Source organism: candidate division KSB1 bacterium (genome assembly GCA_034506255.1).
Taxonomy (GTDB): Bacteria; Zhuqueibacterota; Zhuqueibacteria; order Zhuqueibacterales; family Zhuqueibacteraceae; genus Coneutiohabitans; species Coneutiohabitans thermophilus.
Map to the genome: position 1 here is coordinate 236,941 of JAPDPX010000005.1, position 12,761 is coordinate 249,701.

Annotated in this window: 10 protein-coding genes; 5 read left to right on the plus strand and 5 right to left on the minus strand. The window is 60.1% G+C overall.

Features of this window, described 5'->3' with window-relative positions; all coding sequences use genetic code 11:
• Window positions 1–876: 876 nt before the first annotated feature.
• From ONB52_11810 to ONB52_11825, 4 genes are all read left to right on the plus strand, one after another.
• A complete protein-coding gene (locus tag ONB52_11810; GenBank protein MDZ7416824.1) occupies window positions 877–2,250 on the plus strand; it encodes an amino acid permease in 1,374 nt (457 codons plus the stop codon).
• A complete protein-coding gene (gene creD, locus ONB52_11815) occupies window positions 2,247–3,554 on the plus strand; it encodes a cell envelope integrity protein CreD (protein ID MDZ7416825.1) in 1,308 nt (435 codons plus the stop codon). The genes ONB52_11810 and creD overlap by 4 nt, the downstream gene beginning before the upstream one ends.
• Window positions 3,555–3,636: 82 nt before the next feature.
• Window positions 3,637–5,181, plus strand: a complete 1,545-nt coding sequence (gene guaA, locus ONB52_11820) for a glutamine-hydrolyzing GMP synthase (GenBank protein MDZ7416826.1) — start codon at window positions 3,637–3,639, stop codon at window positions 5,179–5,181.
• A gap of 123 nt (window positions 5,182–5,304) precedes the next feature.
• Complete coding sequence (locus ONB52_11825; protein ID MDZ7416827.1) at window positions 5,305–6,486, plus strand: glycosyltransferase; 1,182 nt, start codon at window positions 5,305–5,307, stop codon at window positions 6,484–6,486.
• A 126-nt stretch (window positions 6,487–6,612) separates the two neighbouring features.
• Here ONB52_11825 and ONB52_11830 read toward each other — a convergent pair whose 3' ends face one another.
• The 3 genes from ONB52_11830 to ONB52_11840 form a co-directional block, all read right to left on the minus strand.
• The gene (locus tag ONB52_11830) at window positions 6,613–7,932 is read right to left on the minus strand and encodes an ABC transporter permease (protein MDZ7416828.1); all 1,320 of its coding nucleotides are present in this window, start codon (window positions 7,930–7,932) and stop codon (window positions 6,613–6,615) included.
• A 160-nt stretch (window positions 7,933–8,092) separates the two neighbouring features.
• Complete coding sequence (locus ONB52_11835) at window positions 8,093–8,989, minus strand: ATP-binding cassette domain-containing protein (GenBank protein ID MDZ7416829.1); 897 nt, start codon at window positions 8,987–8,989, stop codon at window positions 8,093–8,095.
• 152 nt (window positions 8,990–9,141) lie between these two features.
• Window positions 9,142–9,264, minus strand: a complete 123-nt coding sequence (locus ONB52_11840; GenBank protein MDZ7416830.1) for a hypothetical protein — start codon at window positions 9,262–9,264, stop codon at window positions 9,142–9,144.
• Between the two features lie 22 nt (window positions 9,265–9,286).
• Between ONB52_11840 and alr the strand changes: the two genes are divergently transcribed.
• Window positions 9,287–10,459, plus strand: a complete 1,173-nt coding sequence (alr, locus tag ONB52_11845) for an alanine racemase (GenBank protein MDZ7416831.1) — start codon at window positions 9,287–9,289, stop codon at window positions 10,457–10,459.
• A gap of 624 nt (window positions 10,460–11,083) precedes the next feature.
• On the opposite strand, the gene efp is transcribed toward alr, so the two are convergent.
• On the minus strand, window positions 11,084–11,644 hold the full coding sequence (gene efp, locus ONB52_11850; GenBank protein ID MDZ7416832.1) for an elongation factor P: 561 nt from the start codon (window positions 11,642–11,644) through the stop codon (window positions 11,084–11,086).
• 43 nt (window positions 11,645–11,687) lie between these two features.
• The gene (gene mtgA, locus ONB52_11855) at window positions 11,688–12,674 is read right to left on the minus strand and encodes a monofunctional biosynthetic peptidoglycan transglycosylase (protein ID MDZ7416833.1); all 987 of its coding nucleotides are present in this window, start codon (window positions 12,672–12,674) and stop codon (window positions 11,688–11,690) included.
• Between the last annotated feature and the right edge of the window lie 87 nt (window positions 12,675–12,761).

Sequence of the window (12,761 nt, forward strand, 5' to 3'; positions counted from 1 at the left end):
AAAAAGGAGCGTCGTCCATGTCTCTCGCTGCCTGGATCACCATGTTATCTGCCTGGGGCATCATCACGGTCTACACCGTTTATTTTTTCATCAAAGTGCTGAAGTCACCGCAACGAACAGAGCGTGAAAATTAGTACCACAACGTTAAGTTCTAAAATCCGCTCCGCAACCCAAAACTGTCATCCCGGAGGAATTTGCCATGTCCGCATGGACACCCATCGGAATGAAAAATATGGCGCAGACATCTTGTCTGCAGCAGGCTGAAAGCCTGCGCTACGGCATTTTCGTGGTAATCTTCCCGAGTACCGGGATTGATGCTTATTCTGACATTATCCCACGCACTCAAGAAGATTCTTACAGAATAACAGTGGGGGGAGGTGCCAACGGAACGTTGTGCTATTAGAGCACGGTCTTGCTACGCGGGAGTGGCCTGCACAATGCCATGCAAGCCAGTCTTGTAGAAGACCGGAGGGCGGTTGCAATCCCCGCGGGGTGGGTGGAGGATGACGGGATGGCGGGGCTGCATGCTTAAAACAACCGGGCCCGGCGGTGTGCCGCCAATCTTACCGACATCGCAGCGGAATGGCAAGACGGCCGGGGCAGCCGACCGCCGGACAGGGGCAAATTTTTGCCCGTTCGTGTTTTTTGCTTTGGCAATTTCACGGTGTTGTCTGATATTTCGTCCGCGGGTGTGTGCTGTGCCTGCCTTCATCAACCAGGTGGCACCGGCAGCCAGGATTCTGTCCCGATTCAAAGCGCACGGTTACACACCTCTGGTCCCGACGTTTCGGAGTTAATCTTCTGAAAGACGAAACACCACGCTTATCCCCGGCCACCATCGCGCCCCCTTCCACCAACCTGGCACGGCGCCTCGGTTTGCCCTCCGCAATTCTGATCGTGCTGGGCTTGATCATCGGCTCGGGCATCTTCCTCACACCGCAAAACATCGCGGCGGCGGTGCAAGTGCCGGGCTTGCTGATTTTGGTCTGGGTGGTGAGCGGGCTGCTCACCCTGGCCGGCACGCTCAGCAACGCTGAAATCGCCGCCGCGATCACCGACTCCGGCGGGCAATATGTTTACTTTCGCGTGTTGTACCGCGATTGGGTGGCCTTCCTCTACGGCTGGACCGCCTTCATCGTCTATCAAACCGCTTCGCTGGCCGCGATCGCGGTGGCGTTTGCACGTTATCTCGAGTACTTCCTGCCGCTGCCCCATCTCCCGCCGGAGCTGGAGGCCTGGCGGCTGCCACTGTTCCGCAACATCACTCCCTTTGCTGATTTCGGCGTCAAAGCAGTCGCCATCCTGAGCATTTTGGTGCTGACCGGGGTGAATTATCGCGGCGTGCAATTCGGGGCGGCGGTGCAAAATGTCTTCACGGCACTGAAAGTGTTGGCAATCGGCGGCATCATTGTCATCGCCTTCTCTTCGCCGCAGGGCAGCTTCGCAAACTTCCTGCCGCTCTGGGGCACGCCCGCTTCCGGCAATGTGCTCGCGGCCGTGGGGGTGGCGATGATCGCGGCCCTGTGGTGTTATGATGGCTGGAACAACCTCACCTACATTGCCGGCGAGGTGAAGGAGCCGCAGAAAAACATTCCGCGGGCGCTGGTGCTGGGCACGCTCGCCACCATCGTCATCTACCTGCTCATCAATCTGGCTTTTCTTTACGTCATGCCGATCCACGAGATCGCCGCCTCCCGGCTGGTGGCGGCGGACGCCATGGAAAAAGTCCTGGGGCGGTGGGGTGGCGGTTTCATTGCGCTCACCGTGATGATTTCCACCTTTGGCATCGTGAACACCACCTGCCTGACGGCGGCGCGACTTTATCAGGCGATGGCGCAGGACCGGCTGTTCTTCCCCGCCTATGCCAAAATTCATCCCGACTATCGCACGCCCGGCAGAGCCCTGCTGGCGCAGGGCGTATGGTCCGCGCTGCTGACTTTCTCCGGCACCTATGACCAGCTTTTTCTCTACGCCATTTTTGCCGCGTGGCTTTTCTATGCGCTGGGCGCGGCCGGCGTTTTCATGCTGCGACGAAAATTTCCCCATACGCCGCGCGCCTATGCCACGCCCGCCTATCCGCTCGTGCCCTTGCTTTTCGTGCTGGTGGCGACCTGGTTCGTGATCAATACCCTGCTCGAACAAACCGCCGACGCGCTGGTCGGTCTGTTTTTCGTGCTTGCGGGTTTGCCGTTTTATTTGTATTGGAAAAAGCAGTTGCAATCATCCTCACAAAACGGGAAAGAATCATGACGAACTTTTCCTACCGGCAGTCCGTGGGGCTGCGGCTCTTCATCATTGCCGGTTTGAGCCTGCTGCTGTTGATCCCCGCCGCGTTGATCATTTTTCTGATCGATGAACGCAAAGAACGGCGCGATCACGCCATCTTGGAGGTCAGCGAGAAATGGGGGCAAAGCCAGATCATCGGGGGGCCGATCCTGACCATTCCCTATCAGCGCGTGGTCGGCAGCTCTGACGGCAAGACGGTGACCACGGTCGTCGAGCAGGCCCATTTCCTGCCCGATTTCCTGCAGGTCAGCGGTGAGCTGACGCCGGAGATCCGCCATCGCGGCATCTATGACGTCGTGCTCTATCAATCCGATCTGCAAGTGACCGGCACCTTCCCGGCGCCCGATTTCGACGAGTTGGGCATCGCGCCCAAAGACATTCTCTGGCAGGACGCAGTGTTCGCTCTCGGCATCAGCGACTTGAAGGGCATTCGGGAAACCATCGTGATCAAATGGAACGGGGTGGAGCACATCGCCAATCCCGGCATCGAATCGAAGGATGTATTGCTCTCCGGCATCAGTGTGAAGCCGGCGCTGCAGCCCGGCGCGGCGGCGCATTCTTTCCACGTGGCCCTGAAACTGAACGGCAGCGGGGAGCTGCAGTTTCTCCCGGTGGGCAAGGAAACCAAAGTCAAAATCGCGGCCGCCTGGGGCAATCCCAGCTTCGTGGGCAGCTTTCTGCCGGCGGCGCGCGAGCTCCGGCACGATCGTTTCACCGCGGAGTGGAGCGTGCTGCATCTCAACCGCAATTATCCCCAACAATGGCTCGGCCCGCGCCAGGAGCTGGCGGCCTCGGCCTTCGGCGTCAGGCTGCTGCTGCCGATCGACGAGTATCAAAAGACCACGCGCTCGGCCAAATACGCCATCATGTTCATCGCACTGACCTTCCTGGCGTTTTTCATGACCGAGATTCTGAACAGGAGGATTCTGCATCCGATTCAATATCTGCTGGTCGGCTTTGCCCTGCTGGTGTTTTACACGCTGCTGCTGTCGCTCTCGGAATATCTGCCCTTCAACCGCTCCTACTTGATCGCGAGCGCAGCGGTCGTCATCTTGATCAGCGCCTACACCCGCGGCATGATGCAGAGCAACGCGATCGCGCTTCTCATCGGTGGCATTCTGGTTTTGCTCTACGGCTTTTTGTTCGTGATTCTGCAGTTGCAGGACTACGCCCTGCTGCTCGGCAGCATCGGCCTGTTCGTGATTCTCGCACTGGTGATGTATTTAACCCGCAAGATCGACTGGTTCAACGTCGGCAGGGCGGATTAGGACACCGCTTTCCGGCAAAGCCGGCCGGCGGTGTTCCCGCCGGCCGGGACCGGCGCACCAATTTGCCTTTGAAACACAGCCCATGCCATCACATGATTTTATTCTGATTCTCGATTTCGGCTCACAATACACCCAGCTCATTGCCCGCCGCATTCGCGAGCAAAACGTCTATTCCGAGATCAAGCCGTGCACGCTGAGCGTGGCGGAAATCAGGGCCTTGCAGCCCAGGGGCATCATCCTCTCCGGCGGGCCGAATTCGGTTTATGAAAAAGGGGCGCCCTCCTGCAGCCCGGAAATTTTCGCGCTGGGCATTCCGCTTCTCGGCGTGTGCTACGGCCAGCAGTTGCTGGCCCATCATCTCGGCGGCCGGGTGCAACCGGCGCAGCAGCGGGAATATGGTTTTGCCACGCTGCAGCGGGTGGCGGAAAACGCGCTGCTGCAGGGCGTGCCGCCGGACAGCCAGGTGTGGATGAGCCACGGCGACAGCGTGGTCGAGCTGCCGCCGGGGTTTGTCACACTGGGCCGGACGGAAAATTCCGCCTACGCGGCTTTCGGTGATCCCGCCCGCCGCCTCTACGGCCTGCAGTTTCATCCCGAAGTTGCGCACACCGCCGCCGGAGTCGACATCCTGCGCAACTTTGTCTTTGCCGTCTGCGGCTGCACGCCGGATTGGAATCCCGCGAGTTTTGTGGAGTCGACGGTCGCAGCGATCCGCGCGCAGGTGGGCAGGGAACAGGTGCTTTGCGCGCTCTCCGGCGGCGTGGATTCCGCGGTGGCGGCGGCGCTGGTGCACCGGGCGATCGGGCCGCAACTGCACTGCGTTTTTGTCGATCATGGTTTGCTGCGCTGGCAGGAAGCCGAAGAGGTCTCCGCCGTGTTTGCGCGGCAATTCGGCCCGGCGTTTCGCAAGGTGGAGGCGGCGGAGATTTTTTTGCGCTGCCTGCGCGGCGTGACGGATCCCGAGCAGAAACGCAAGATCATTGGCGAGCAGTTCATCCGCGTGTTCGAAGCCGAAGCGCGCCAACTCGCCGGCATTCGCTTTCTGGTGCAGGGCACCCTCTATCCCGATGTCATCGAAAGCGTGTCGCCCACCGGCGCGCCGTCGGCGACGATCAAGAGCCATCACAACGTCGGCGGCCTGCCCGGCGATTTGCAGCTCGAGCTGGTCGAGCCGTTGCGCGAGCTGTTCAAGGATGAAGTGCGACGTGTCGGCGCACTGCTCGGCCTCGATCCCGCCCTGCTCAACCGCCACCCCTTTCCCGGGCCGGGTCTGGCGGTGCGCATTCTCGGAGAGGTGACGCCGGAACGGTTGGCGCTCTTGCGGCAGGCCGATCACATTTTTATCAGCGAGCTCAAACAGCAGGGCTGGTACGATCGCGTCTGGCAGGCCTTCGCCGTGTTGCTGCCGGTGCACTCCGTGGGGGTGATGGGCGACAACCGCACCTATGAAATGACCATCGCGCTGCGCGCCGTGACCTCCACCGACGGCATGACGGCCGACTGGGCGCGTCTGCCGCACGATCTGCTCATGACCGTTTCCTCCCGCATCACCAATGCGGTGCGCGGCATCAACCGCGTGGTGTACGACATCAGCGCCAAACCGCCGAGTACAATCGAGTGGGAATGAAGCCGGCAAACCGGGCGCAACTGCCGGCCTCCTCGTCCTCAAACTTAACCTGCCTTTCATCATCCGCTAACACGCCTGCGGTATTTTAGCGCAAACATTATTGTGTTCAGCAGGCGTTCCCTCATGCAACTACTGTCCACTGCCATCTTCGCGGCGCTCGCCCTGAGCGGCGCGATTTATTTGCTGCAGGCGTGGTGTGTTTGGTATCAGACGCGGCGGAAACCGAAGCCCGCGGCGGCGCAACCGCCGGTTTCGATTCTGAAACCGCTTTGTGGCAGGGTCGAGGGCCTGGCGGAGAATCTCGAAAGTTTCGCACGCTTGCGTTATCCCGAGTATGAGATCATCTTCGGCTTGAAATCAGCCGGCGACGAGGCGCTGGCGGTGGCACGCGCCTTCCAGACACGCCATCCCGAGCTGGCAGTCAAAATCGTCATCGACGAGCGGCAGTTCGGCTTCAATCCCAAAGTCAACAATCTCGTGCCGATGATGGTGCACGCCCGCCATGATTTGCTGCTGATCAGTGACGACAACGTGCGTGTGCCGCCGGATTACCTGCGCGACACCGTGGCGGAAATGGGCGCGGATACCGGCCTGGTTTACAATCTCATTTGCGGCGTGGGGGGCAAACGGCTGGGCGCACTGCTGGAAAATCTGCATCTCAATTCCTTCATCGTCGGCAGCGTTTGTTTTCTCCACACGCTGCTGCGCCATCCCTGCGTCATCGGCAAGTCGATGCTGCTGCGGCGCTCGACCCTGCAGGAGATCGGCGGCCTGCAGTATGTGCGCAACGCGCTGGCGGAAGATTACCTGCTCGGCCGTTACTACCAACGCCGGGGCTACCGGGTGGCGCTGTGCCGCACACCGGTCTACAACGTCAATCTCTCCTGGCCGGTGCGCAGCTTTTGGCGGCGGCACGTGCGCTGGGCCAGAATGCGTTTTTGGATCGGCACCTATCGCTATGCCGCCGAATGGCTGGGCAACCCCGTGGCACTGGCGCTGTTCGCGGTGCTGCTGCAACCCGGTCCCCACACGCTGGGTGTATGGTTCGCGGTGACGTTCTTTAAAATGCTGATTGACGGCCTGCTGGCGCGCCGGCTTTCCAGCCGGGTGAATCTTTTGCCCTTCCTGCTGACGCCGCTGAAGGATGTGTTGACCGCACTCATTTGGTTTGCGCCCCTGACGGGCAGAACGATTCGCTGGCGGGAGCAGAAGCTGGTCTTGAGCTGGGGCTCCCGGTTGCGGCCTCACCGCAAGAGCACGCCGGCGGCACTCCTGCCTCACTCCTCCCTTCCGGTTCTGGGTTAGTTCGTCTCTCCGTGGCCCCGAGCGACTGACCGGAACTGGAAATCCCCATAAAGCAGAACGCGCGGCAAGGACATTGTCGCGCGTTCTCGCTTTTGAACTCGAACTGAAAAAATCCCTGCCTCCGCTTCAGGCCTGGCGCAGCCATTTGACCACTTCCGGCAAAGTCGGCCGCTTGCCGTACATCAACACCCCGACGCGAAAAATCTTGCCGCTCAACCAGACACAAACGACCAGCATCAGCGCCAGCAAAGCGAGCGACAGCGCGATCTCCCATGGCATCACGGTCTCGAGCGCGATGCGGGTCATCATGGTGATGGGTGCGAAGAAGGGAATGAACGAAAGCACCCGGGAGGCCGGCGCCGTGGGGTTGTTGATGATGTAGATGTTGGCGAGGAAGGCGAACACGAACACCAGTGTGATCGGCATGGCGAGATGCTGGGCCTCCTGATCGGAATTTACCAGCGAGCCGACCCCGGCATAGAGCGAGGCATAGAGGAAGTAGCCCAACACGAAGAACAGGATGAAGAAACCGAGCACCGCAACCGGAATTCGGGTCAGTTCCATGCCCGGTCCGGCTGGGGCGCCGAACATGGCAGCCAGCGACATGCCGTAAAGCGACAACACGCCGGCCACCGTGGCCCAGATCAGGAATTGCAGCAGGCCCATGGCGCCGACACCGAGCAGCTTGCCGGCCAGGAGATGGAAGGGCTTCACCGAGGAAATCACCGCTTCCACCACGCGCGAGGTTTTTTCCTCCAGCACGCTGCGCAGGATAATGGTGCCATAGAGAAGCATCGCCATGTAGAGGAAGAAGCCCAGAATCCAGGCCACCACCAGCTTCATTTCACTTTCCTTCTGTTCCCGGCCTTCCGGGCTGAGCTTGAAGGCCGCCAGCTTCACCGGTTTCATCAGCGCGTGAATGTGTTCACTGTCGAAACCACTGCGCGCCAGCCGCCGGTCGATGACCGCCCGGGTGATGGCATCTTCGATCGCCTCGTGCTTGCGGAAATCGCTGGCCGTCCGGCCGTAGATTTCGGCGTGATTGTTTTCATAGATGCCGGCATCGAGCATGACGTAGTAATCCAGATCTCCGGCGGTGACGCGCTCCGCCAGTATTTTCCTGGTGACTTCCAGATTCGGACGCATCTCGACTTTTTCCAGTTGGAACAGGCGCACGCCCGCGGGGGTGGTGGCATCGAGATATTTTTCCAAACCGGCAAACAGCTCGCCGCTGGCGTCCACCACCCCGATTTTTTTGATTTCCTCCGCGGTGGCGGTGGCCAGCCAGATTTGCACGCCAAACAGGCCGAGAATGAACACCGGCATGAGCACCGTGCCAATGAGGAAGCCCCGGGTCTTGACGCGCGAGAAAAATTCGCGGCGCATGACCGTGAGCATTTTGCCGAAATTGCCGCCAGCAGCGGTGGTGTTCGGGTTTGCAGTCATGGGTTTGCTCCCTTGATGCGTGTTCATCCGAAATCGCGAACTTTTGAGAAGATGTTGCGGCAACGGCCGGGCCGTTGCCGCAACATCTTTCGGAGACGCCGCAACCGCCGGCTTTGAGAAAGCCCGACGCCGCCGGGGTTGAAACGTCCCCGGACAGAGACTAATTCGGTTTCACCACCTTGAGAAAGATTTCGTGCAGGGAAGGCTCGGTGACTTCAAAGCGCGAAATGTCGGCAAATTCGAGCGCGCGCCGCAAAAAGGCCCTGGGCGTCACCTCGGCGGCCAGCGTGACTTCGACGTACTGGCCGTAATCATTATAGCGCTCGACCAGTGACTGATCTCGCAGGTAATCCGCCCGGCCACTGTAGGAGAGAATGATGCTCTTGGGGCCGAAGCTTTTCCGGATGTCGCCGAGCCTGCCTTCCAGCATCTTGCGGCCGCGGTTGATCAGGCAAATCGCGTCGCACAGGCGCTCGGCTTCGTGCATTTGGTGGGTGGAAAAGAGAATCGCAGCGCCCCGTTTTTTCTGCTCGAGCATAACGTCCTTCACCAGTTCCACATTAAGCGGATCCAGCCCCATGAACGGCTCGTCCAGAATGATCAAATCGGGCTGATGCAAAACGGTGGTGAGAAACTGAAGCTTTTGTTGATTGCCCTTGGAAAGTTCCTCGACTTTCTTGTCGCGCACGCCCGTCATCGCGAAGCGTTCCAGCCAGTATTGCATGCCCGTCTGAATTTGCCGGCGCTTCATGCCTTTCAGCTCGCCAAAAAACTCCAGCGCCTCGTGCACCTTCATTTTGCGGTACAGCCCGCGTTCCTCCGGCAAATAGCCCACGCGGTCGCGCGCCCGCAGCGAGTTGGGCTGGCCATTGAGGTAAATGCTGCCGGCATCCGGCAGGATGATCGCCATAATCATGCGCAGGGTCGTGGTCTTGCCGGCGCCGTTGGGCCCGAGAAAGCCGTAAATCGCCCCCGGTGGCACGGAGAAGCTCAACTCCTTTACTGCTTCGACCTTGTCGAAGGTCTTGGAGATGTTTTCGATACGCAGAGTCTCCATGGGAGTGCCTTTGTTGGTGAACGGATCAATTGTCAACCATCGAACGGCAAGCTTATACGGAAGAAATCTCGCCGGTTTGCAACTTGTTTGCTCCCACACACAGGCGGAAGGCGACACCGGCGCAAGGTAAACACCGGACAATCCAGTTGCAACTAAGGCGCTTTAGCTTTAGCTTTAGCTTTAGCTTTAGCTTTAGCTTTAGCTTTAGCTTTAGCTTTAGCTTTGGCTTTGGCTTTGGCTTTGGCTTCGGCTTTCGACACGCCACGCATCATCATCGCACATCAGCAAAGAGGTGACATGCTCTCGCTCAGTCAACCCGGGGCCCCGCGCCGGCCGGCGTGGGTGGAAATCGACATGGCGCAACTGCGCCGCAATCTCGAACACATTCGTGCTGACCTGCCGCCGGGCTTGCGCTGGTGTTCGGTGGTCAAAGACCAGGCTTATGGTCACGGCGCGGTGGAGATTGCACAGGCGACCGTCGCGGCGGGCGCGGCGTGCCTGGCGGTGGCCACGCTCGATGAGGCCCTGGAACTGCAGCATGCCCGCCTGCCGGCACCGATTCTGATCTTTGGCGAGCGGCCGGCTGCCGAATTGGAGATTTGTGTCCGTCATGGATTTCAAATTTTTGTCAATGACACGCAACAAGCAGCGCAGCTCGATCGCCTTTGCCGCAAGCACAACTGCTCCGCCGCCGTGCAGGTGGAAGTGGACACCGGACTCAACCGCTATGGCGTGCGCTGGACCGAGGCGCTGCCGGTCGTCAACGCGATCCGCCAGCATCCCACTCTGCGGCTGGCCGGCTTGATGACGCATTTTGCCATGTCCGACGAATTGGACAAGACGTTCGCGTTCGAACAGTTGCGGCGTTTTGACGAAGCCGTGCAGCAAATTCGCCGGGCGGGCCTGTTGTGGGATGCCTCCCGTGCGGAGGCGCCGCTGCTGCATGCCTGCAACTCCGGCGGCTATCTTGATCTTCCCCGGGCGCATTTTGATCTGGTGCGCATGGGGATTCTGCCGCTCGGGGTGTACCCTTCGCAGGTGTGCCGCCGCGTGCCGGGGTTGGCGCCGGTGATGTCGGTGAAAACGCAGGTGGCGGCGATCAAGGCGATCGCGGCCGGCGACACGGTGGGCTACGGCATGCGCTATCGCGCGGAAACGCCGCGCACCATCGCCGTGCTTCCGCTCGGTTATGGCGACGGTTTCCCGCGCGTGCGCAATCTCGGCCAGGTGTTGCTGCACGGCTGCCGCGCGCCCATCATCGGCGGCAACGCGATGGATGCCATGATGATCGACATCACCGACATTCCACAGGCACGGCCGTGGGACGAAGTTGTCATTCTCGGCCGGCAGGGCACGCAGGAAATTTCCGTGCACGAGCTGGCCGCCTGGGGCGCAACGGTTTCCTACGACATCATGACGCGCTGGAGCGTGCGCCTGCCGCGCGTATACCCTGGGCAGACGCAGAGCTGAAGCCGCGGCAGAGCGCGGCTGGGCTGCTTCCGGCAGTGTCACATTGCAGAAAATTTGAGATCCCTGCAAAAAATTTGAGATCCCTGGGCGGGGCGCCGGCGTGCGCTTCACTGCTTTCGCTTCATCTGCCGCCACCGTGCCGGCGGGGCCTTTGATTGGCAGGTAACGCTTCCCCCCTTTTTATCGACAGCATAAAACCACCGGATCGACGGGATGATGGCGGCATTCCTGCGCGAAGGCATGCGCTGCAAAAATTTGTCGCACCGCAGGGCCAAAGCGCGGGTGGGTCGGTCAAGCTGATTCTGTCGGGCAAAGTCCCACCCGAGGGCGGGTATGGAAAAATGGGCATCGGCCGGCGGCTCACGCAAGTTTCCTGCAGCGACCGGGAATGCCGCACGGCGTCCGCTCCACAAATAAAAAAAGCAACGGCCGGGCCGCTGCTTTTTTATTGGCATCGAAGTTGGAAAATGAATCGAATTCGTGTCCGTCTGCAATCGCGAACTTTTGCGAAAATGTTCCGGCAACGGTCCGGCCGCTGCATCAAGAACCCGGGAGTTTCAACCACGCCCGAATCTTTGCCACCCGGGCACAGCCGAAACCGGAACGTTTGTGGACCGCCGGGAATTACTTCACGCGCTCCAGATACTTGCCCGTGCGCGTGTCGATCTTGATGGTGTCCCCCTCCTTCACGAACAACGGCACCTGCACCTTTGCGCCGGTTTCGATCACCGCGTTTTTCATGACGCCGGTGGCAGTGTCGCCCTTCACGGCCGGTTCGGCTTCGATCACCTTGAACTCGATGAAAAACGGCAGCGCCGCGGAAATGGCCTTGCCTTCATAGAACATGACGTGGCAAAGGTTGCCTTCCTTCAGGAAGCGCTTCTGCTCACCCAGCAAATCCGCGGGAATGAAGGTCTGCTCATAGGTTTCGGTGTCCATGAAATAGAGATTGCCTTCGGACTCATACAGATACTGCATGTCCTTTTCTTCGAGCTGCACCTCCTCGATTTTGTCGGACATGCGGAAGGTGTGATCGATGACGCGGCCGGTTTTGGCGTGCTTCAATTTCGTGCGCACCATGGCGCGCCAGTTGCCCGGATTGAAGTGTTGGAACTCAACAATGATCCAGACATCATTGTTGTGCAGAATGGCCATGCCATTGCGAAAATCGGATGCTGCTGCCATGAAAAAGACTCCTGAGTTTCGGTTATGGAGCAAGACGTTGTTTTCAGTTTTGCCGGTGCACGGAATCCGGTGCGGCCGCGGCATCAAGGCTGTCAGCGCCGGGGTTGGCCGGCGTGACCGGAACGCCGGCACCTTCACCCGCCGCGGCGGAGGCGGCGGGTGAAGGTGCCGCCAGCAGCAATGAATCCGCCGCCCGCAGCATCTGCAGGGCTTCCACCGTGTCGCTTTCAGCGGGTCTCGCAGGCGCCGGCCGGTGACCGCCACCCGGCACCAGGGACACTCCCGCTGCTGCCAAAGCCCGGGCCTGCTCCGGCGTGATCAGGCGATGCAGTTGCAACAGCCAAAGCACCCGCTGCTGCATGCGCTGGCAGGCTTTGGGCCGGCGATAGGGATTGAAGTATTTGGGATTCGGCAGCATGCCCGCCAGCAGGGAGGCCTCCGCCCAATCGAGTGCGGCTGCCGGCTTGCCGAAATAGAAACGCGCCGCCGCCTCCGCGCCATAGATGCCCTCTCCCCACTCGATCACGTTGAGATAGAGCTCGAGGATGCGTTCTTTCGAGAGGGTCTTTTCAAGCCGGCGCGTGACGATGATCTCGCGCAGCTTGCGCCGCAGTGTCTTTTGCCGGTGCAGAAAGGCATTGCGTGCAAGCTGCATGGTGATGGTGCTGGCGCCCCGTACATAGCGGCCCTTTTCGAGATTCTTTGCGAACGATTCCCTCAGCATCTCGAGATTGAAGCCCTGATGCCGGTAAAAAAGATCGTCTTCACTGACGATCACGGCCTGCTTGAGCTTGGATGAAATCCGTGCGGACGGGACCCACAGCCGGATGGGGGAATGAAAGCGCTGCTCCCACTTGATTTGGCCGATTCGCGCCGTGGATTCCGGCTGATAGGCACGAATCCTGTCCTCATCGGGCAGGCCGCTGAAGAGCCACCACCAGCCGCCCGCCAGCACGAGCAGCAGGACGAGCGCCACAAAACAAAAACGCCGCTGGCGCGGGCTGAGTTTGCGCAGCGGCGAAAAGGACAAGCCATTTCGCCCGGCAACGGACGAACAAACGTCATCAGGCATCATTCATCGACGACAGAGATGATTCGTCCGGCCTGGCAGACACGC